Below are 21,406 nucleotides of genomic sequence, written 5' to 3'. Positions count from 1 at the left end.
AATAGTTTGTTAAATCAATCAAGCTTTACCAATTGGTTAAGCGTGTATAAAATAAGCTTATCTACACTTTCTTTGGGTTGTTCACTAAAATTACCCGTTGCCCTATTGGCTATTATTGCATTGATTGCTGCGGCTCTGTGGCCTAATATTTTACTTAGCCCAAAAATGGCACTGGTTTCCATTTCAAGATTGGTGATTATTTCATTATCGCACTTGAATTCGACCAATTGATCTATAAAACTAGGATCCTGCAATTTTGCGCGAAGCACACGACCCTGCGGACCATAAAACCCTACATTTGACCCTGTGATTCCCAATTTAATACCTTGGCCTTCAGCTAAAAGCTTTACAACCTGCTCATCGCCATCAATAATATAGGGTTTAGGTTTACCTGGGTGAATTTTTAAATGCTTTTGAATGGCTTTCGTAAAGCTAGGATTAATGGCCTTGTCACTTTCATAATAAAAAATCAAACCATCAAATCCCAGGCCTTTTTGAGAAACAACAAATGAATCAACCGGTATACTCTTTTGTATGGATCCAGAAGTGCCAATACGCACAAAAGTCAATTGTTTATGTTCTGATTTAGGAGTACGCGTTTCTAGATTAATATTGGCAAGTGCATCGAGCTCATTGAGCACTATATCTATATTATCTGTACCTATACCAGTAGATATAACGGTAAATCGTTTTCCTTTGTATGTGCCTGTTTTGGTGTGAAACTCTCGTTTATCAACGCTGTACTCTAGGTTATCAAAATGCTTTGCTACTCGGTTAACCCGATTAGGATCACCTACCGTTATTATGGTATCGGCTATTTGATGGGGTAGTAAATTGAGGTGATAAACGCTACCATCGGGATTTAAAATTAATTCACTTTCTTTAATTGCTTCCATTTTAATTCTTTATTATCCGCCTACGCGCTTTACATTAAACCCCCTTTGTTTAAGTGATTCCATGATTTGAGGTCGGTAATCACCTTGTATAATAATTTCCTCATTTTTAAAAGAGCCGCCTACACCCAGTTGAGTTTTTAGCTCTTTTGCTAATTGCTTAAAGTCTTCTTGTGCTCCAGTATACCCCGAGATAATGGTAATAGGTTTGCCTTTTCTTTTTTCATATTTACACAATAATGGCTCTTCTTGAAGCCACAAACCATCAGGTTCTTCTGTAGGCTCATCATCATTTTCCTCGGGTTGATGATCGGGGAATAATTTTTTTAATTGATCTTCTAAATCCATATTTATTTTTTATCAATAAGACCAATTTCAACTAAGCGTTGGTGTAAAAACTCACCAGCGGTAATATCTTCGTACTGCTTAGGATTATCTTCATTCACACATTCCTCTAGGCAATTTAGCTTCATGCTACTTTTAGGATGCATAAAAAAGGGAATTGAGTATCTTGGTTTGCCCCATTCTTCCTTAGGCGGATTAATAACTCGGTGAATAGTTGAGCGCAACTTGTTATTGGTATGGCGTTCTAGCATATCACCAACATTTATCACTAATTCATCCTCTTTAGGTATTGCGTCTATCCATTCTCCATCTTTTCTTAAAACTTGTAAGCCACCTGTAGAAGCACCCATTAACAGCGTAATTAAGTTAATATCACCATGGGCACCTGCTCTTACTGCACCCTTTGGTTCACTTGTAATAGGCGGATAGTGAATAGGTCTTAAAATACTATTTCCATCCTGTACCCATTGGTCAAAATAATGCTCGTCTAACCCGATGTATAAAGCCAAGGCTCTAAGTACATAAATGCCAGTTTTTTCAAGCATTCTATAAGCTTCCATTCCGGTTTTATTAAAATCTTGTAATTCTTTCACTTCTACATTTTCAGGATACTCTTCTTCTAACTGGTCAGGATCTGTTGGCTCTTGCCCAAAATGCCAAAACTCTTTTAAATCGCCTTCTTTTTTACCTTTAGCATGCTCCTTTCCAAAAGATATATACCCGCGTTGGCCGCCTAAACCTTCAATCTCATATTTCTGTTTTACCGCTAAAGGCAGATCAAAAAATGCTTTAACTTCTTTGTAAAGTTCTTTTACTAAATCATCGCTAAGAAAATGATTACTTAAAGAAACAAAGCCTATTTCTTCATAAGCTTTACCTATTTCCTGAACAAATTTTTCTTTCCTTTTAGGATCATCACTGATGAAATCTGCCAAATTAACGCTAGGTATATTCGTGTATGCCATGATTATTCTATTTAAAAATGAATACACAAATATATTAAAATTATAAGGATAAAAAGGCGAGATAATTAATTTGGAAGAAACCTAGCAACTTTCAAATATCTTTATAAATTTGATATTGATTTTTTAAAAAGAATTTTACGAAATAATATATGGATTTTTCAAATCATAATCTCACTCCTGATGAGCTTAAAAAGCTTTATGTTAAAATGCTAAAGCCAAGGCTGATAGAGGAAAAAATGCTTATTTTATTAAGACAAGGCAAAATATCAAAATGGTTTAGCGGTATTGGTCAAGAAGCTATCTCTGTTGGCGTTACGCTAAGTTTAAAGCAAGATGAATATATTTTACCTATGCATAGAAATCTTGGCGTCTTTACTTCTAAAGAAGTGCCTTTAAAACGATTATTTGCACAATGGCAAGGTAAGGCTAGTGGGTTTACCAAAGGGAGAGATCGCAGTTTTCATTTTGGCACGCAAGAGTATAAAATTATTGGAATGATTTCTCATTTAGGGCCGCAATTAGGCGTAGCCGATGGTATTGCACTAGCACATAAAATAAGAAAAGAGCAGAAGGTTACAGCCGTATTTACTGGAGAAGGAGCCACCAGTGAGGGTGATTTTCACGAAGCATTAAACATTGCCTCAGTTTGGAGTTTGCCAGTTTTGTTTTGTATAGAAAATAATGGCTACGGACTATCTACGCCTGTTGCAGAACAATATAATTGTAAAGATTTAGCTGATCGCGGAATAGGTTACGGAATGGAATCTCATATTATTGATGGAAACAATATTATTGAAGTTTATACGCAAGTTTCAGCTTTAGCTGAAAGCATCCGTAAAAACCCCAGACCAGTATTATTAGAATTTAAGACTTTTAGAATGCGCGGTCACGAAGAAGCTAGTGGCACCAAATACGTACCAAAATCTTTAATGGATGCGTGGTCTAAGAAAGATCCCATCGAGAACTTTAAAACCTATTTATTAGAAACTGGTATTTTAACACAACAAGAAATTGAACATCAAGAAGACCTTATTAAAGCCGAAATTAATCAGCATCTTGAAATTGCAAATGCAGAAGCGCCAATTCAATCAACAATTGATAATGAGTTAGCAGATGTCTATGCAGCCCACGATCCCAATATTACAGCACCCAAGACCAATATTAAAGAAGAAATGCGCTTAGTAGATGCCATTTCACTAGGTTTGAAACAAAGTATGCAAAAATATGAAAACAGCATTATCATGGGGCAAGATATTGCCGATTATGGAGGTGTTTTTAAAATAACCGAAGGCTTTTTACAATTATTTGGTAAAGATCGGGTACGCAATACGCCTATTTGTGAATCAGGAATTGTAAGTACGGCAATGGGATTATCTATAAATGGTTATAAGAGTATAGTTGAAATGCAATTTGCAGATTTTGTAAGTTCAGGATTCAATCCCATTGTAAATTATTTGGCTAAGGTTAATTATAGATGGCAACAAAATGCAGATGTTGTTATACGTATGCCTTGCGGCGCTGGTGTTGGTGCTGGTCCTTTTCATAGCCAAACCAACGAAGCTTGGTTCACCAAAACTCCAGGTTTAAAAGTTATTTATCCGGCCTTCCCTTACGATGCCAAAGGCCTTCTGGCGGCGGCTATCGAAGACCCTAACCCGGTAATGTTTTTTGAACACAAGGCGTTGTATCGCAGTATTCGTCAAGAAGTTCCGACAGATTATTATAGCTTACCCATAGGAGAAGCCACGGTTCTAAGAAATGGGGATGATGTAAGTATCATAACCTTTGGTGCTGGTGTTCACTGGGCTATTGAATGTTTGGATAAAATGAAGAGCCTTTCGGCGGATTTAATTGATTTACGTTGTTTACAACCATTAGATTGGAATACTATTTTTGAATCTGTAAAGAAAACAGGAAAAGTTCTGATTTTACAAGAAGACACTAAGTTTGGAGGCATAGCATCAGATATTTCGGCAACTATAACAGAAAATTGCTTTGAATATTTAGACGCGCCTATTGCTAGAGTTTCAGGTTTAGACACTCCTGTCCCGTTTGCGAGCGAATTAGAAGAGAATTTCTTAGCGAAAAAAAGATTAGTAGAAAGGCTTGAAAAACTAATTGCTTATTAATAGCATTTTAACAAATTATAGTTAAAAAATATTAATTTATTAGAAGCCATTAGCAGCTTAGGGTATATTTGGATTGAACCAAATAAATATTAATATGAACAGAATTGTAATTTTGCTTTTTTCTGTTTTGCTTCTTCAAGCCTGTGGTACAACCAAGGTAGAACGTCAAGCAGAACGAACCTTTAAAGGAGATTGGACCTTAACGGATATTAGTTATCCTGGAAGTTCTGGATTTGTAGATGTAAAACTCTTTCAAGATGCTAAAACCAACTGCTTTAGAGGCTCAAATTGGTCTTTTGTATCAAACAACAACCAGGGACAGTATATTTTATCAGGAGCTAATTGCGAACAAGAGGTTCGAGAAATAGTATGGACGGTTGAAGAAACCGATAAAAATACAGGACTATACTATTTTACACTAAAGGTTTTAAAGGATGGGCAAAAAGCAAGATTTGTTAAAACCGGATTTAAGCTTCGTCTAACGCAATTATCGGAAAGTAATATGATTTGGGAGCAAACGGTTTCTTTTGAAGGCAAACCTTTTGTAATTCGCATGGATTTTATAAAAAACAATTATTAAAAAAACGTATTATGAAAAAATATAGAAATCAATCGCTTGCTATTTTATTGTCAACTGCATTTATTTTTACTGGATGTGACGCAATTCAAAACGCAAATAACACACAAAAAGGAGGTGCCGCTGGTGCTGCAGGTGGAGCTGTAATAGGTGGGATAATCGGAAATAACGTAGGAGATGGAAATAATACCGCACTAGGAGCCATAATTGGTGGTGTTGTAGGTGGCGCAGCCGGTGCATATATCGGAAATAGAATGGATAAGCAAGCCCAAGAAATTGAGCAACAAGTGCCAGGAGCAGAAGTTACCCGTGTAGGAGAGGGGATAAGTGTAACTTTTGATGAAAATAGCGGTGTTTATTTTGCTACCAATAAGAGTAACATTAATGAGAAGTCTAGAGAAACATTAGCTAAGCTAACCGAAATATTTAAAGAATATCCCAACACTAATATTTTGGTTGAAGGACATACCGATAATACTGGAAGAGCAGAATACAATATGGGTCTATCTAAGGAAAGAGCTATGTCTGTTACCAACTATTTAACTTCTAAAGGTTTATCATCTTCGCGTTTTACTACAAAATGGTACGGCGAGGAGCAACCAAAATATGATAATTCTACTGTAGAAGGGAGAGCTAAAAACAGACGGGTAGAAATAGCAATTGTTGCCAATGAGGAGTTAAAAGAAGAAGCTAAGAAACAAGCAGAATAATCTTGAGGTAATAACAAAAAAAAGTCTTCGCAATTTGCGAAGACTTTTTTTATATCACTATATGTCTTTAATGATGAGTTGCCATTTTTTCTTTCTTCTTTTGCAATTGTCTCTTTACATCATTCACACATTCGCTAATGGCCATTTCAAAATTTTCTTCATTTGCCGATGCAAAAATTAATGGTCCAGGTAAGCTGACCTTAATCTCGCAAATTCTTCCTTTTTCATTTGTAGTAGAGTTTTCGGTTTTGAAATATACTTCGGCTCCAACAATAAAATCGAATCTTGTTTTTAATTTTTCTAATTTGTCTTTTATAACCTGTTCTAATCTGTCGCTCGCCTTAACGTGAACATAATTGAAATTGATATCCATATTGCTATATTTTTAAATTTACTCTAAGATACGTTTTACCTCAGAAATTTCCTATTTTTTAACTACTATTAATACTGATTTTTATCAGCATTTGCTATCGGTTATCATTCGATTTTATCGCTTTTTTCTCAAATCCCTTTGAATCAGAACTAAAGAGTTTGGTTATATCTGCGGTTTTTGTAGCCTGTAGCGCTTGGTTACCACGAATAGCTACGGGATACACTAATGTTTCAGGATGCTTATTCAAAATTTTAATTGCATCATGCTGATCTAAATTAGGTTGAGAATCGCCATAGATTTCTTTAAAAACAGGGTGCTCTTGATTTATCATTTCTGCCAATGACTTATTTAATAGTTTACTCACTTCAACCCATTCGGTATCTGATATGTTATCCTTTTTAAGGTTAATGCTCAGCACCTTTATATCTGCGGCCTGTGCGGTAGCAAAACATTGTTTTCCTAATTCAATATCTGGATGATAAAGCAAGACCATTTGCCTGTCATCTCTTGCTAATAATGCCATAGTTTAATTTTTAAAGTTAATAGATTAGAAAGTAACTATTTTTAAATTTATTTACCTAATGCTTTATAATAGCTTTAAGAAAAATAATATATTTTTTAACGCAATAAATAAAACTTTATATCCAAGAATTAACATCTAATTGTCAAATAATTAAAATACCTTTGCAAAAAATTACAGATGGGAAATTTTAAGCAATTAGGAGTAAATAAAAATTTTATAAAAGCTTTATCCGAAATCAATATTAAAGAGCCTTCACCTATCCAAGAAGCCAGTATCCCGGTTTTACTTGATGGTCCCACAGACTTTGTTGGATTGGCTCCAACGGGTACCGGAAAAACGGCTGCTTACGGAATACCTCTATTGCAACAAATTGATTCATATTCCCAACAGATACAGGCTGTAATTTTATCACCTACCAGAGAATTGGTGCTGCAAATAAAAAAGCAACTGTTTAAATTTACCAAATACAATGAGCCTAAAATATTCGTCGAAGCGGTTTATGGCGGTGAAAAAATTGATATTCAAATCAAAAATCTAAGCCGACCAACTCATATTGTTGTAGCCACCCCAGGTCGATTAGTAGATTTAATAAAACGCAAAAAAATAGCTTTGAAAAACGTAAACCTTCTGGTTTTAGATGAAGCGGATGAGATGTTAAGTCTCGGGTTTAAAGATGAATTAGATTTTGTTTTAAAAACTACTCAAAATCAAGGGCGAAAGTGGTTGTTCTCGGCTACAATGCCTGGAGCTATACAGCAAATTGTAAAACAATACTTAAGCCCTAAAGCACCCCAGATAAGCACAATTAAAAAATCTGTGGTTAATGAAAACATTACCCATCAATATGTACCCGTTACTCGCGAAAATAAGAACGATGTCCTTATTCAGTTATTAGATTACAAAAAAGATAAGAAAGGTATTGTTTTTACCAGAACGAAAAAACAGGCGCAACAAATCAATGAATTATTGCAAAACGAGGGCTTTTCAATTGCTGCACTAGAAGGCAATATGCAACAAAAAGAAAGAGAAAAAGTAATGCGTGCTTTTAAAAACGATAGTCTTCAATTTTTAATTTCTACAGATGTTGCCGCACGTGGAATAGATGTAAAAGATTTAGATTTTGTATTACACTATCAATTACCAGATCAAGTGGTGTACTATACTCATCGTAGTGGAAGAACCGCCCGAGCTGGCAAAACAGGTTTTTCGATAGCCTTGATATTACCACACGAAATGCCAGAAATGAAGGAGATTGCACAAAAGCTAAATTTTAGCTTTAAAAAATTAAAGTAAAACCTATGATTAGCGGGCAGAGGTAAAAATCTTTGCCTGCTGTATTAAAGGGTAGGGAGCTTTGAAACCGGTAAATTTACCTAGAATTTTTCCATTCTCATTTAGATAAATAAGTGTGGGATAGGCTCTAACATTAAATTGTTGTGCCAAATAACGACCTTCTCCTTTTTCTGCATTGTATTTTAAATTTACAAAATGTTGATTGTAAAAATCACCCACCTCTTTGTCCTTAAAAGTTTCTTTTTTCAGTTTTTTGCAAACTCCACACCAAGAGGCATAAAATTCAACAAAAATTAATTTATCTTCTATTTTCGCTACCTCAATTGCTTCTTCTATATCTCCTTTAAAAAAATCGATTCCCGTTTTTAAATTAGAATCATCTGCCTTAAATCCGTAAAGGAAGAATATAAGAATCAATACTTTATTCATAACTAAATTATTCATTTAAACTAAGGATTAATTTTAAGATAGGTGAGTGCTAACCTAATTTGAGCATAGGGAATTTTTCCCTCAAAAAAATCGAAATAGGGTCTTAGCTGCTCTGGATTATTTAAAGCCTGCTTAGCAATTTTTATTTGTTTAATCGTAGTTAAATCAACCCATTGTTTTAAATCTATGGCTTCTCCTTCTTCAAATAGTTTTGCTAAATGCGAAAATACAGTGGTCTGGTTTAAACCACGAGTATTTGCAATTTCTTCAACTGTTTTGCCTTTTTTGTAAAGGGCTAAGGTTTTTTTATAGGTACTTATCTTTTTCTTTCTTTTTTTTTGATCTAGGAAAGTTTTAATTACCTCTATAAATTCAGGTCCATAGACTTCTAATTTGCGCTGACCCACACCGCTAATACTCAATAATTCTTCTTCTGTCTGCGGTCGTTCCCGATCCATTTCTTTTAGCGTTGCATCATTAAAAATAACATATGCCGGTACGTTTTCTTCTTGAGCTATGCGTAATCGGAGTGCTTTAAGCAAAGTAAACAAATCTTTGGGTTTGCTTGTTGTTTTTGAAATGACCTTACTCAACTGCTTTTTGTCTTCTTGCGGTTTACTCAATTGTACAGGGTAATTCTCAAACAGCACTTTCTTAGAAAGTTGTGTTAATTTTAGATTATTGTTTTGATGAAAAGCAATTTCACAAAATCCTTGATTTATCAATTGAGTTAAATAGTGTTGCCATTCTTGCCATGCTATGTCTTTTCCTGTTCCGTAGGTTTTTATTCTATAATAGCCTTTCTCTCGGATAGATTGATTTTGAGATCCTCTTAGTACATTAATCACCATCGAAGCGGGTTCTTGTTGTTTAAGTCTAGCAATACAAGACAGCATTTTTTGAGCCAATATTCGTCCATCAAAAAAAACGGGTGGGTTTTTACAATTATCACAATGACCGCAATCTTTCTCTATGTATTCACCAAAATAACTTAATAGAATACGACGCCTGCAATGCGTAGCTTCTGCAAATTCTTTCATTCTATCTAATTTGGCATTTTGCAACTCTTCATTGCCAGCTCCTTCGGTAAATTTACGCAATTGAATAATATCGGCGTAAGTATGAAACAGCAGCGCAGTAGATGCCAAACCGTCTCTTCCTGCACGCCCTATTTCTTGATAATAGCCTTCTATATTTTTGGGCATATTGTAATGAATAACATAGCGTACATTACTTTTATCTATGCCCATCCCAAAAGCTAGGGTGGCACAGATAATCTTGGTTTTATCCCGAACAAAATTTTCTTGAATACGGTTACGCTCTTCAAAATTTAACCCAGCGTGATAGGCCTCGGCTTTATAGCCTTTTTGCTCTAATTTAGCAGCTAAACCCTCTGTTCCTTTGCGACTTAAACAATAAATTATTCCGCTTTCGCCGGATTTATTCTCGATAAAATCAAAAATTTGCTGCACTCGATTAACCGCAGGTCTTGCCGTCAAAAAAATATTAGGTCTGTCAAATGAATTTAAAAATAAACGAGCCTGTGGTATATTTAGTTGATTGAGAATATCGGTTCGCGTAGCTTTATCGGCTGTAGCGGTTAATGCTAAAATAGGAACTTCTGGAAGTTGATTTTTAAGAAAACCTAATTGTTGGTAACTAGGTCTAAAATCATGCCCCCAAGAAGAAATACAGTGTGCCTCATCAATCGCTATTCCCGAAATATAATTAGAGTTAAGTATAGGCTGTAGGCCCGACAAACTTTCTGGCGCTACATACAATAATTTTAATTTTTTTTGTGCTACCTGGTTTAAAACCTCTTGCTGGTCTGCTGCAGATTGACTGCTGTTAAAATAAGTTGCCTCTATACCATTCACATTTAAAGCATCAACTTGATCTTTCATCAAAGCAATTAGAGGCGAGATTACCAGTACCAAACCCTCAAATAACAATGCAGGTAATTGAAAACAAATTGATTTCCCCCCTCCGGTAGGCATAATTACAAGTCCGTCTTGGCCACTTAAAAAATGTTGAATAATTTCATGCTGGTTTTTACGAAATTGATCATAACCAAAATACTTTTTTAAAGCAGTATTAGCTTTTTCTTCCAAAACACTAGCAGTATGCATCTATAATTATTTTAACTAGCAATATAAAAGAATAAATATAAAATATAAAGAAAGCTTGGGCTTTTGTATAAGAGAATTGCTTGTATTATCACATAGATATTTTAAGCTAATTTTAGTGTTTTTTAAGCCCTTGTTCTCAGAAAGCCCTCGTACCTTTAGCCTAAATTTTAAGAATATGAAACAACCTATACTAGAATCTTTTGATTTAAATGGCTTGCAATTGGCTAATCGAGTGGTAATGGCACCAATGACCAGAAGTCGAGCTAATAATGGCAATTTAATTCCAACAACTGACTTGCATGGTAAATATTACGAACAGAGGGCTAGCGCAGGTCTTATTATTTCTGAAGGGGTTAATGTCTCGCCCCAAGGGGCTGGCTATATTTATGTACCTGGTATTTACAATGAATCTCAAGTAGAAGCCTGGCAAAAAGTCACCCATCAAATTCACGAAGCTAAAGGTGTATTTTTCATGCAATTATGGCACGTAGGGCGTATTTCTCATCCCGATTTTTTAAACGGTGAAAAGCCTTTAGCACCTTCAGCAATTAACCCTAATACCCAATCATTCACACCGGAGGGAATGAAGGATACCGTTACACCACAAGCTATGACGCTAGAAGATATAGAACGCACTAAGAATGATTTTGTTCAAGCGGCCAAAAATGCGTTTCGAGCTAATTGCGATGGGATAGAAATTCACTCTTCTAATGGTTATCTTTTCCAGCAATTCTTTAATAAATGCTCCAATGTTCGTGACGATCAATACGGGGGAAGTATCGAGAATCGCGTACGATTTTTCTTTGAAGTTTTAGATGCTGTCATTCGAGAAGTGCCCGAAAAGCGAGTAGGGGTAAGGTTTAACCCAAGCGCACATAACATTTTTGGAATTGAAATAGATGAAGAAACAATTCCTACCTTTGAGTACATCATTAAACGATTAAACAATTACGATCTGGCTTACGTTCATTTATCTGAGCCATTTACAGATGTTTCTAAAGTACCCTATGCGGTTTCCAACATCGCCGAACATTTTCGGCCTCTATATCAAGGTAATTTAATGATTAATGGAGGATTTGATCAGCAAAAAGGTAATGAATTTTTAGAAAAGAATTTAGCCGATTTAATTTGTTATGGTAAACCTTTTATTTCTAACCCGGACTTGGTAGAGCGATTTAAAGAAAATCTTCCACTAACCGATTGGGATAAAGAAACTTTTTATACCCAAGGCTCACTAGGATATACAGACTATCCAATTGTGTCAAAAAGTCATTTTCTTAATAAAATCTAACCATTTTGGAAAAATCGGATAAGAAAATTCATATTATAGGAGCGGGTCTTAGCGGGTTAGTGGCAGCTATAGTCTTAGAAAGATTTGGCTACCACCCTATAATTATTGAAAGAGATAATCACATCGGGGGGCGTTTACAAACGAAGAAAGTGAAAGGTTACCAGGTGGATGTTGGTTTTCAAGTGTTACTAGAAGCTTATCCAAAATTACAAGAATATGCGAAATTGGATCAGTTGCAACTGAAATCATTTGAACCGGGCGCAAGCATTTACTTAAATTCTAAATGGGAAGTATTAGGTGACTTCACACGAAGTCCAAAGCTTATTTTTAGAACTTTATCCTCATCTATAGGCAGCATTAGGGACAAATTAAAAATTTTTAAGCTCAGCCAATCTTTAAAAAAGAAAAGCATTGAAGAAATTTTTAATTCTCCAGATTTAAAAACCATTGATTATTTAAAAGATTACGGTTTTTCAGAAGCTATAATTGACAGTTTTTTTATACCTTTTTTTGGTGGTATTTTTTTAGAAGATGAACTAAAAACAAGTAGTAGAATGTTTGAGTTTATCTATAAAATGTTTTCCGAGGGTAAGGTAAGTATACCTAAAAATGGGATAGCTACACTTCCTAAACATTTAGCAGGTCAATTTAAAAACACCGAAATATGGTTAAATACAACTGTAAAAGAGGTAAAAAGCGATAAGATTCTTCTTGAAAATGATAAAGCAATCCATTCGGATTATACGATTATTGCAACCGAGGCCAATAATTTGGTATCGAACCTAAAAAATCAAAAAACCAGCTGGCATTGTTGTGATAATTTATATTTTATCACTCCAGAAATTAAGATAGATTCTAATTTTATTGGACTACTTCCTCAAAAAGATGCTCTCATAAATAATATTGTATTTATAGAAGAAAAAAAAGCAAAGAAAGAAGGCCAATACTTACTATCGGTTACGGTTGTAAAAAAGCATGATTTTAACCAAGAAGAATTAATTAAAAAAATTAGAAAAGAATTAAAGAGTTATGTAGGGATTCAAGAACTAGAATTCCTGACTCATTTTTATATACCAAAGGCATTACCCATTTTACAACCGGTAGAAAATGATATTATGCCAAGTGAAACCTTATTAAAAGATGGTATTTTCTTGGCAGGAGACCAAATGCTTAATGCATCTGTAAACGCAGCGATGTTAAGTGGAGAACGGGCAGCAATGGGAATAATCGAATTAGAAAAATTAAATCATTAAATTATGAGTATAGTAAAAGCTTATGGTGCACAGTCGCCAACTGCTGCTTTAGAGTTGTTAGAAATTGAAAGAAGAGATTTAAAACACGACGATGTAAAAATTAAGATTTTATATTGCGGTGTCTGTCATAGTGATATTCATACCGTTAGAAATGACTGGAAAGGATCTAAATATCCTGTGGTTCCAGGACATGAAATTGTAGGAGAAGTGATTGCTATTGGTGAAGATGTAAAAAAGTTTAAGAAAGGTGATAAAGTAGGAGTAGGTTGCATGGTAGATTCATGTCAGAATTGTGAAGCCTGCAATAAAGATTTAGAACAATTTTGCGAAAAAGGAATGGTGGGTACTTATAATGGTAAAGATCAAATACTTGGTGGTCATACTTTTGGCGGTTATTCAGAAAAGATTGTGGTCAAAGAAGATTTTGTTTTAAGCATTCCTGAGAATTTAGAATTAAAAGCTGTGGCACCTTTATTATGTGCAGGCATTACTACCTATTCACCACTTAAACATTGGAACGTAAAAAAAGGTGATCGAGTAGGGGTAATTGGTTTAGGAGGATTAGGACATATGGGTATAAAATTAGCAAAGGCAATGGGGGCCCACGTGGTAATGGTTACCACTTCACCAAACAAATCACAGGATGCTAAAAGGCTTGGGGCCGATGAAGTTTTAATTTCAAAAGATAAGCAAGCCATGGAAACAATGGCCAATAGTTTTGATTTACTGTTAAACACCATTCCAGTAAAACACGACATCAATCCGTATCTCAAATTACTAAAAATAGACGCTACTATGGTAATGGTGGGTGCAATTGAACCACTAGAACCCGTTCACGGAGGAAATTTAATAATGGGTAGAAAACGTGTAGCTGGCTCACTTATTGGTGGAATTAAAGAAACACAAGAAATGCTAGATTTTTGTGGTGAACATAATGTGGTTAGTGATATTGAACTAATCGATATGCCCTACATAAATGAAGCCTATGAGCGGGTTATTAATGCCGATGTAAAATATAGATTTGTTATTGATCTCGAAAGCTTAAGAAATTAAAGAGATACATGGATTCAAATTTGTAAAAACACACTGCCAATTTATTTTGTAATTTTGCAGAAAATGTAAAACTATGCATATTCATCATTTACTTGATAAAAACTCCGTACTCAACACCTTTATTTCAGAGCTACGTGACGTAAACATACAAAAGGATAGTTTGCGCTTTAGAAGAAATATTGAGCGAGTAGGTGAAATTCTAGGCTATGAACTCAGTAAGAAACTAAATTATACTCATCAAGAAATTCAGACTCCTTTAGGTTCTAAACAAGTAAATGCTTTAAAAGATAAATTGGTGGTATGTTCAATTTTAAGAGCTGGACTTCCGCTTCATCAAGGTTTATTAAATTATTTTGATAAAGCCGAAAACTCCTTTATATCTGCTTACAGACACCACTTAAATCAAACGGATTTTGAAATACGGGTAGAATATATGGCTTCACCTGCAATTGATCAAAAGACTTTAATTATTGCCGATCCTATGTTAGCTACCGGTCGGTCTTTTGTTAATGTGTATAATGCCATAAAACAAATGGGTAATCCTAAAGAGATTCATTTAGTAGCAGTAATAGGCGCAAAAGCAGGAGTAGAGCTACTCCAAAAAGAGTTCCCCAACAATACCCACCTGTGGATTGCAACAATTGATGAGAAATTAAATGATCAAGGATACATAGTTCCTGGTCTTGGCGATGCAGGCGATTTATGCTATGGCGAAAAAATGCAACATTAATCTATACTTTAAAAATTTTGAAAAAAACTATTGCATTATTTATTCTCCTTAGTGGATTTAATTTTACACAAGCACAAAAACTTACAAGAGATCAAATAAATGATTCTATTAGAGAAATATCTTATTTTTCTAATCATTTAGACAATTACTTTATTGTCGGAGGACCCACAAATAGAAACATAAATAGCCAAACATCAAACGCAAAATATCAAGTTAGCTTTAAACAGATATTAACCAAAGAGCCTTTACCGTTTGATACGTATGTTTTATTGACTTATACACAAAAAGCGTTTTGGAATATATTTGAAGATTCTTTTCCTTTTCGAGATTTGAATTTTCACCCTTCTATAAGCCTAGGAAAATTTGTATTTGATAAAAATGAACAATTACGAGGGGTGGCAAGTATTTCATTAGAGCACGAGTCAAATGGTCGCGATAGTATATATAGCCGTAGTTGGAATAGGCTAAGCGCAGCTTATAGAACACAATTGTCACCTCAAACTAACATAAGTTTAAAAATTTGGCTGCCATTTGCTAGTAAAGAAGGAAATCCAGATCTATTAGATTATGTAGGATTGGGTGAAATAAACCTCGAGCATAAATTAATTTCAAACAAACTTTCTTTAGCTCTGCGCGCTAGAAAAGGACTTGACTTTGAATACGGATCTTTGAGAACAAGAATTTATTTCAATCCGTTCAAACGAAATATTGCTAATCAATTTTTAATGGTAGAATGGTATTTAGGTCAAGCCGAAAGTTTATTAGACTATAGACGCTCTCAAAGCATGATACGAATAGGCTTTGTAATAAAGGGCAATGAATTCAATTGGTTTTAATTCATACGTTATTGTTGTAATTGTTCTAATTTTTTCATAACTTCATTAGCTTGAAAGGTTTTTTCGTCGCTTAACTTCCTATTGGTAGAAGCCAACTTATGTGCTTCGCCCATAAGTTTTTCATATTGCGACTGTAGCTTTTCTTTTTCTGATTTTTTCTTAAATAATCCGAACATATTTTTTTCTATAAATCTAGTAGATTTACCTCATACTGAAAGATTTCATACTTAAAATTTATGATGGAATTGCTAATTGTTCAAGCTAAAAAAACTTTATAATTTATATTATGTAAAATAGAAAATAACTAAAGTAAAAGATTAATCAACCAGCCTTCCTTCATATCCTATCGGATTTCTTAGGTTTGAAAATAAATATAATCGTACCGTTCCGTTATTTATCACTTCTAGTTTGGCGTTCCAACTTTCATTGTTTTTTACATCCTCTAAAGTAAATTCGTAGCGGGTTAGTTTTTTTTCTTCAAAATAGCGTTTTACTAAATCTTTCGGATTACCCGATAACAAAATTCCACTTTGTCCTATGCGTAAAGCTCGTTGAGATTCGCCAAAATAAGGTAAATTGATCTCAACAATAGAATCTTTTAAAACGAATTGATAATCGTCTTGGCTCACATCAATACGACTAGATGTATGCCCTTGCGATATCATATTAGTTTTAGACATAACCTGCAGTAAGTCTTGACTAGCCGTTGGTCTAACGGTTTTAATATGTGCCGTAAAATTGTTAATTTTTACAGGATTAGGAATTTCACTGGGAATAGTATCTAAAGAATTACAGCTCCAAAGAATTATTCCTAAAAAAGGCATAAATACTAAAAATATCTTTATTTTATCTCTATTGCTCATCTTCTTTAACTACCATCATTGTTGCCTTAAAACCCGTGGCTAAATTCCATATATTCTTTGACAATACCACACCTTGATCGTTATACAATCTAAATTCTGCGGTGTTGGGACCAGATAATCCTTGATTTAAAGCTAAAATATCTATCTTATTAAAACCTGGCTTTAAACTTACGTGTACTTCTGTAAAATTACTTTGTAATGTAATTCGAGGAACTTGAATTTCTCCATTTACAATTATTTGTACTTGATCGCCATCAACTGCCATATGGTCTCTACAAACTATCTTCACAAACTTACCTGAACTTTTAAATTCTCCGAAATTTTGATTTTTCTTAAACTTCTCTGGAGTTTTACTTCCCTCCTGTTTTGCCAGATATTTTGGATCAAAATTTTGGGTTTGGTCTATAAATTGCTCTTGTTTCTCCATGCTAAATTGCGGTGTCTCATCCTGCAACCATTTCTTACGGGTATTTTTATATAAAGTATTATTAGGATTAGTTAAACTAGGAGAACTTCGACTAAAACCACGTGTATTCAAGCTTTTTGAAGAAGTATTAAGTGATTCGCCAGAACGCACTGTATTTTCGTTATCAAACTGGCCGTAAACCGAAGTTAGACTTAAAAACCACAATACAAAAAAAATCCTCATAAGACAATAATTTAAATTATTCTAAAGATAATCAAAAATTAGTCCAATTTAATAAATTAATTATTTTCTTGTTTTAACATAATTATAGCAGTTTAAAAATACGTTTCTAATAACTTAAGGGTTATCTAAATTATAAAACCAAAAATAAAAGCAATGAGAAAATTATTAAGTTTTACGTGTTTAAGTTCTATTTTATTAATGAGTTCTTGTGTTTCAAAAAAGAAGTATACAGCTATTGAAACCGAATTAAATGAGACCAAGAGTACTTTAATGCAAACTCGAGTAGATAAAGAAGACTGTGAAAACAAATTTGCAAAAATTGAAGCTAAGGTAAATAGCTATTACGCCAAGATCAATAGCCTGCAAGCAGAAAATGAAGAGAAACTTGATTTTGTTGAAGATCTAACAGTAATGTCGGAAAAATCAAAACAAAATATGCGTTCTACTTTAAAACAAATTGATCCAAAAGAATTAGCTCAAGCAAAAACGCTAGAAGATTCTATCAATTTAGCCATATCGCACAACCTTAAAAAGAATTTAGGCGGAGGGGAAGACGATATTGATATTAATGTAGATCAAACGGTTGTACAAATAAGTATATCAGATAAGCTATTATTTAAAAGTGGAAGTTACTGGGTAAACCCCAAGGCTTACCCCCTACTAAAACGCATTGCAAAAGTTGTAAATTCTGAGGAAGCAATGGAAGTTATGGTTGAAGGCCACACTGATTCTCAAACAATAAAAAAAGAATCTTATTTACAAGACAATTGGGATTTAAGTGTTAGAAGATCTACTTCTATTGTGCGTTTACTTCAAGACAAATTTAATGTGGATGGTAAAAAACTAATCGCTGCAGGACGCAGTAGTTACTTACCATTAGCAGATAATTCAACTCGTGATGGTAGAGAGAAAAACAGAAGAACAAGAATTATTATTCTACCAAATTTAGACAAGTTTTTAGCGATGCTTGAAGAATAAAAGTCGAGTTAAATTACATTTAAAACAAAAAAAGCTCATAAAGAGCTTTTTTGTTTAAAACACCTGCCATAACAACCTGCATTATTGTCATATTCATAACTATTTTTCATCTATACAATACTTGGCATGAATTTTGACCTTGAATACGCGAGTGGGTAAAATACTCACCATTAGTAAAACAAGAAAAATAATTTTATGAGTCAAGTTAAACAAAATGACACGGTAAAAGTACATTACACAGGTAAATTAGAAGACGGTCAAATTTTTGACAGTTCGTTAGAGCGTGAGCCAATTGAGTTCACCTTAGGACAAGGTCAAATTATACCTGGTTTTGAAAACGGGTTAATTGACATGAAAGTAAACGAAAAGAAAACCATTAATATTGCACATACAGAAGCTTATGGAGAGGTTCGCGAAGAGCTTTTTCAAGAAGTACCTAAAAACCAGTTACCGCAAGAAATTGAGCCTAAAGTAGGTATGGGGTTAGTATCGAAAAATCCTGATGGAACTGAGCGCCAATTAAGAGTGGCCGAAGTAAAAGATGAGTCTATCATTGTAGACGCAAATCATCCATTAGCTGGTAAAAATTTAGTGTTTGACGTGGAAGTAATGGAAATTAAGTAATTACTCCCATAATCAACATTTCTAAATAAAAAAACGCAGCTCAAAGGCTGCGTTTTTTACACTCTGGATATTCTTACAAAAAAAATTTGGAAATATCAAAAAAAAATTGTATAATGTCCTGTTTAATAAATCATTTAATACGTTTAGCATCATATGAGACAGCTTAAAATTACCAAGCAGGTTACAAATAGGGAGTCAAAATCTTTAGATAAATACTTGCAGGACATTAGTAAAGTAGATTTAATTACCGCTGAAGAAGAAGTAGAATTAGCACAGCGTATACGTGAAGGTGATCAACGTGCGCTCGAAAAACTAACTAATGCCAATTTGCGATTTGTTGTTTCAGTAGCCAAACAATATCAAAACCAGGGTTTAAAACTCCCCGATTTAATTAATGAAGGAAATGTGGGGTTAGTTAAAGCTGCTAAGCGTTTTGATGAGACTCGTGGTTTCAAATTCATATCTTATGCGGTTTGGTGGATTCGTCAATCTATTCTTCAAGCTTTAGCCGAACAATCACGGGTAGTACGCTTACCGCTGAATAAAATTGGGGTGATCAATAAAATAAATAAGGCATTTTCGCATTTAGAACAAAGCCTACAACGACCACCTAGTGCAGAAGAAATAGCAAAAGAGTTAGATATGTCGGTTAGCCAAGTAAAGACCGCTTTAAAAAATTCAGGGCGCCATCTTTCCATGGATGCTCCCTTTAAAGATGGTGAAAATGACTCTAATTTATATGATGTTTTAAGTTCTGGAGAATCTCCAAATCCAGATGATACCTTAATGCAGGATTCTTTAAGCATTGAAATTAATCGTGCTTTAGATACCCTTTCAACTCGAGAAGCTGATGTAATACGTCTTAACTATGGTATTGGGAATCAACCGGCTATGACTTTGCAAGAAATTGGAGATACCTTTGATTTAAGCCGTGAGCGGGTTAGACAAATTAGAGAAAAAGGAATAAGGCGTTTAAAACACCAATCTAAAAATAAGATTCTAAAAAAATATTTAGGATAATCTAAAAAAGCTGTGCTAGAAAGCACAGCTTTTTTTATACTTGGCTCCAAGTATTCAAAATACTCATTTGTTCGGCATTTAACTCAAATGAGATTGCCTCTTTAAACGCCGATAATTGATCTGTATTGGTTGCACTAGCAATTGGCGCTGAAATCTCTGGTCGTTGCATAATCCAGCGCAAAGCTACCGCTGCTAAACTCACTTGATGTTCGGCCGCAATATTATCCATTTGATTTAAAATACTTAAATTTTTATGATTTAAATATTTTTGGGCAAATCGTTTTCTTTCAGCACCTTCAAAATCCATTTCTGTTTTATACTTTCCCGTTAAAAATCCGCTAGCAAGCGAAAAATAACTTATAACTCCCATTTTATGCTCCTTGCAAATTGTTTTTATTGTTTTTTCAAACTCTTGGCGGTCTATTAGATTATATAGCGGTTGAAAAACTTCGTATTTGGGTAAATTTTCTACACGGCTTGCTTCTAAATTTTCTATTAAGCGTTCGGGTGAAAAGTTAGAAGCGCCTATATGCCTAACTTTTCCTTCACTAATCAACTGCTCATAAGCACTTAGAGTTTCGGTTACAGGTGTTTTAAAATCATCATAATGGCTAAAATACAGGTCGATATAATCTGTTTTTAGGCGGGTAAGTGAATCTTCTACCGCCTTTAAAATATATTTTTTTGAGATATTTTTTTCGCCACCAGGCTTCATATTGCTGCCTACTTTAGTAAAAAGGCTAATTTTATCTCTGTTATTATTACGCTGCATCCACTCCCCTATGATAATTTCTGACTCGCCTCCTTGGTTTCCCGTAGCCCATCTCGAATAAACATCTGCAGTATCTATTGCATTAAAACCCAGACTCACCAATTCATCTAGTAATTTAAAGCTTTGTGTTTTATCTGCTGTCCAACCAAAAACATTACCGCCAAAAACAATTGGCGGTATTTTAATGCTGGTTGTTCCCAAATTTTTCAACTCCATTTGTCTTTTTACTTTTTTGTTTGAGCTGGTCTTACTTCAATTTTACTTGGTAATGTTCTTGGGTGCATTTTAAATAAATTAACTACGATCTCCCCTAAATCTTCTATTTGAATTTTCCAAGCCTCTTGATCTTCATTAACATTAGGATTGTTGCCATTGAAATGAGTAGAAACAGAACCAGGCATAATGGTTGAAACCTTGATACCCTTATCGCGCACGTCAAGCATCATGGCTTGGGTAAATCCTGTAACCCCAAATTTACTAGCATTGTAGGCTGCTCCTCCTGCAAAGAAATTACAACCCGCTAAACTAGAAATACTTATGAAATACCCTTTTGTTTTGCTTAAAGCTTCTACACTGGCTTTTGCCGAATAAAATACTCCGCTTAAGTTGGTATCAATAGTTTCTTTCCACTGTTCTTCTGTCAATTCGGAAATAGGCGCAAAATGACCTAAACCAGCGTTGGCTATCACATAATCCAATTGGTCGAATTTTTCTAAGGTTTGTTGCACTGCCTCTTTTTGTTCTTGAAAGTTACGCACATCTGCCTTAATGCCTATTGCCTTTGCCTGATCAAATTTTGCATTTAATTGCTTCGCAGTTTCTTCTGCTTTGCTAAGCGACCTACTGGTTATAGCAACGTTTACGCCTTCGCTAAGTAAAGCTTCGGCTATTCCTAAACCAATGCCTTTTGTTCCTCCTGTAATTAAGCCTGTTTTACCTTTAATTCTTATCATTTTATTAAATTTTATTTT

24 protein-coding genes are annotated in these 21,406 nt (G+C 34.4%); 12 read left to right on the top strand and 12 right to left on the bottom strand.

Going from position 1 to position 21,406, the window contains the following annotated elements; translation table 11 throughout:
• Nucleotides 1–14 precede the first annotated feature (14 nt).
• From ACFSQ0_RS03980 to ACFSQ0_RS03970, 3 genes are read right to left on the bottom strand one after another with little or no spacing between them, the layout of a single operon-like run.
• Entirely contained in the window at nt 15–896 is an 882-nt protein-coding gene (locus tag ACFSQ0_RS03980; RefSeq protein ID WP_379044446.1) for a nucleoside phosphorylase, read from the bottom strand.
• A 12-nt stretch (nt 897–908) separates the two neighbouring features.
• Nucleotides 909–1,241 (bottom strand): translation initiation factor, encoded by a 333-nt coding sequence (locus ACFSQ0_RS03975; protein ID WP_379044443.1) that lies wholly within the window; start codon nt 1,239–1,241, stop codon nt 909–911.
• Nucleotides 1,242–1,243: 2 nt separating this feature from the next.
• The gene (locus tag ACFSQ0_RS03970; protein WP_379044440.1) at nt 1,244–2,203 is read right to left on the bottom strand and encodes an isopenicillin N synthase family dioxygenase; all 960 of its coding nucleotides are present in this window, start codon (nt 2,201–2,203) and stop codon (nt 1,244–1,246) included.
• A 149-nt stretch (nt 2,204–2,352) separates the two neighbouring features.
• On the opposite strand from ACFSQ0_RS03970, the gene ACFSQ0_RS03965 reads away from it, so the two are divergent.
• From ACFSQ0_RS03965 to ACFSQ0_RS03955, 3 genes are all read left to right on the top strand, one after another.
• Nucleotides 2,353–4,332: an alpha-ketoacid dehydrogenase subunit alpha/beta gene (locus ACFSQ0_RS03965; RefSeq protein ID WP_379044437.1), complete on the top strand. Its 1,980-nt coding sequence runs from the start codon at nt 2,353–2,355 to the stop codon at nt 4,330–4,332.
• 94 nt (nt 4,333–4,426) lie between these two features.
• Nucleotides 4,427–4,912: a lipocalin family protein gene (locus ACFSQ0_RS03960; RefSeq protein ID WP_379044434.1), complete on the top strand. Its 486-nt coding sequence runs from the start codon at nt 4,427–4,429 to the stop codon at nt 4,910–4,912.
• Nucleotides 4,913–4,923: 11 nt separating this feature from the next.
• Nucleotides 4,924–5,619, top strand: coding sequence for an OmpA family protein (locus tag ACFSQ0_RS03955; RefSeq protein ID WP_379044431.1), 696 nt, complete (start codon nt 4,924–4,926; stop codon nt 5,617–5,619).
• A gap of 67 nt (nt 5,620–5,686) precedes the next feature.
• Here the strand turns inward: ACFSQ0_RS03955 and hpf are convergent, their stop codons facing one another.
• Together hpf and ACFSQ0_RS03945 are read right to left on the bottom strand one after the other, a co-directional pair.
• Nucleotides 5,687–5,992, bottom strand: a complete 306-nt coding sequence (gene hpf, locus ACFSQ0_RS03950) for a ribosome hibernation-promoting factor, HPF/YfiA family (RefSeq protein ID WP_379044428.1) — start codon at nt 5,990–5,992, stop codon at nt 5,687–5,689.
• A gap of 94 nt (nt 5,993–6,086) precedes the next feature.
• Nucleotides 6,087–6,515 carry an arsenate reductase family protein gene (locus ACFSQ0_RS03945; protein WP_379044425.1) on the bottom strand — a complete coding sequence of 143 codons (429 nt, stop codon included), beginning with the start codon at nt 6,513–6,515 and terminating at the stop codon, nt 6,087–6,089.
• A 177-nt stretch (nt 6,516–6,692) separates the two neighbouring features.
• On the opposite strand from ACFSQ0_RS03945, the gene ACFSQ0_RS03940 reads away from it, so the two are divergent.
• Nucleotides 6,693–7,808, top strand: coding sequence for a DEAD/DEAH box helicase (locus ACFSQ0_RS03940; protein WP_379044422.1), 1,116 nt, complete (start codon nt 6,693–6,695; stop codon nt 7,806–7,808).
• A gap of 9 nt (nt 7,809–7,817) precedes the next feature.
• On the opposite strand, the gene ACFSQ0_RS03935 is transcribed toward ACFSQ0_RS03940, so the two are convergent.
• Together ACFSQ0_RS03935 and recQ are read right to left on the bottom strand one after the other, a co-directional pair.
• Nucleotides 7,818–8,252, bottom strand: a complete 435-nt coding sequence (locus ACFSQ0_RS03935) for a thioredoxin family protein (protein ID WP_379044420.1) — start codon at nt 8,250–8,252, stop codon at nt 7,818–7,820.
• A gap of 5 nt (nt 8,253–8,257) precedes the next feature.
• Complete coding sequence (recQ, locus tag ACFSQ0_RS03930) at nt 8,258–10,366, bottom strand: DNA helicase RecQ (protein ID WP_379044418.1); 2,109 nt, start codon at nt 10,364–10,366, stop codon at nt 8,258–8,260.
• Between the two features lie 175 nt (nt 10,367–10,541).
• On the opposite strand from recQ, the gene ACFSQ0_RS03925 reads away from it, so the two are divergent.
• The 5 genes from ACFSQ0_RS03925 (at nt 10,542) to ACFSQ0_RS03905 (ending at nt 15,529) form a co-directional block, all read left to right on the top strand.
• Nucleotides 10,542–11,657: an alkene reductase gene (locus ACFSQ0_RS03925; RefSeq protein WP_379044415.1), complete on the top strand. Its 1,116-nt coding sequence runs from the start codon at nt 10,542–10,544 to the stop codon at nt 11,655–11,657.
• A gap of 5 nt (nt 11,658–11,662) precedes the next feature.
• Nucleotides 11,663–12,910, top strand: a complete 1,248-nt coding sequence (locus ACFSQ0_RS03920; protein ID WP_379044412.1) for an NAD(P)/FAD-dependent oxidoreductase — start codon at nt 11,663–11,665, stop codon at nt 12,908–12,910.
• Between the two features lie 3 nt (nt 12,911–12,913).
• Nucleotides 12,914–13,963, top strand: coding sequence for an NAD(P)-dependent alcohol dehydrogenase (locus ACFSQ0_RS03915; protein WP_379044409.1), 1,050 nt, complete (start codon nt 12,914–12,916; stop codon nt 13,961–13,963).
• 73 nt (nt 13,964–14,036) lie between these two features.
• A complete protein-coding gene (gene upp, locus ACFSQ0_RS03910) occupies nt 14,037–14,693 on the top strand; it encodes a uracil phosphoribosyltransferase (RefSeq protein ID WP_379044406.1) in 657 nt (218 codons plus the stop codon).
• 17 nt (nt 14,694–14,710) lie between these two features.
• A complete protein-coding gene (locus tag ACFSQ0_RS03905; RefSeq protein ID WP_379044403.1) occupies nt 14,711–15,529 on the top strand; it encodes a phospholipase A in 819 nt (272 codons plus the stop codon).
• A gap of 8 nt (nt 15,530–15,537) precedes the next feature.
• Here the strand turns inward: ACFSQ0_RS03905 and ACFSQ0_RS03900 are convergent, their stop codons facing one another.
• The 3 genes from ACFSQ0_RS03900 to ACFSQ0_RS03890 form a co-directional block, all read right to left on the bottom strand.
• Entirely contained in the window at nt 15,538–15,705 is a 168-nt protein-coding gene (locus ACFSQ0_RS03900) for a Lacal_2735 family protein (RefSeq protein WP_379044400.1), read from the bottom strand.
• A gap of 141 nt (nt 15,706–15,846) precedes the next feature.
• Entirely contained in the window at nt 15,847–16,392 is a 546-nt protein-coding gene (locus ACFSQ0_RS03895; protein ID WP_379044397.1) for a DUF4251 domain-containing protein, read from the bottom strand.
• On the bottom strand, nt 16,382–17,041 hold the full coding sequence (locus tag ACFSQ0_RS03890) for a hypothetical protein (protein WP_379044394.1): 660 nt from the start codon (nt 17,039–17,041) through the stop codon (nt 16,382–16,384). Before ACFSQ0_RS03890 ends, ACFSQ0_RS03895 begins: the two co-directional genes overlap by 11 nt.
• A gap of 153 nt (nt 17,042–17,194) precedes the next feature.
• On the opposite strand from ACFSQ0_RS03890, the gene ACFSQ0_RS03885 reads away from it, so the two are divergent.
• The 3 genes from ACFSQ0_RS03885 to ACFSQ0_RS03875 all read left to right on the top strand — a co-directional run bounded on the left by ACFSQ0_RS03885 (nt 17,195) and on the right by ACFSQ0_RS03875 (nt 19,663).
• Complete coding sequence (locus ACFSQ0_RS03885; protein WP_379044391.1) at nt 17,195–18,019, top strand: OmpA/MotB family protein; 825 nt, start codon at nt 17,195–17,197, stop codon at nt 18,017–18,019.
• A gap of 195 nt (nt 18,020–18,214) precedes the next feature.
• On the top strand, nt 18,215–18,643 hold the full coding sequence (locus ACFSQ0_RS03880; protein ID WP_379044388.1) for an FKBP-type peptidyl-prolyl cis-trans isomerase: 429 nt from the start codon (nt 18,215–18,217) through the stop codon (nt 18,641–18,643).
• A gap of 153 nt (nt 18,644–18,796) precedes the next feature.
• Nucleotides 18,797–19,663, top strand: coding sequence for a sigma-70 family RNA polymerase sigma factor (locus ACFSQ0_RS03875; RefSeq protein ID WP_147862469.1), 867 nt, complete (start codon nt 18,797–18,799; stop codon nt 19,661–19,663).
• A gap of 34 nt (nt 19,664–19,697) precedes the next feature.
• Here ACFSQ0_RS03875 and ACFSQ0_RS03870 read toward each other — a convergent pair whose 3' ends face one another.
• Together ACFSQ0_RS03870 and ACFSQ0_RS03865 are read right to left on the bottom strand one after the other, a co-directional pair.
• Complete coding sequence (locus ACFSQ0_RS03870; RefSeq protein WP_379044385.1) at nt 19,698–20,651, bottom strand: aldo/keto reductase; 954 nt, start codon at nt 20,649–20,651, stop codon at nt 19,698–19,700.
• Between the two features lie 8 nt (nt 20,652–20,659).
• A complete protein-coding gene (locus ACFSQ0_RS03865; protein WP_379044382.1) occupies nt 20,660–21,388 on the bottom strand; it encodes an SDR family oxidoreductase in 729 nt (242 codons plus the stop codon).
• Nucleotides 21,389–21,406 lie beyond the last annotated feature (18 nt).

This window comes from Mesonia sediminis (assembly GCF_042684705.1).
GTDB classification, from domain to species: Bacteria; Bacteroidota; Bacteroidia; order Flavobacteriales; family Flavobacteriaceae; genus Mesonia; species Mesonia sediminis.
The sequence above is the reverse complement of the archived record's forward strand: the minus strand, read 5'-3'. Positions and strand labels throughout refer to the sequence as shown.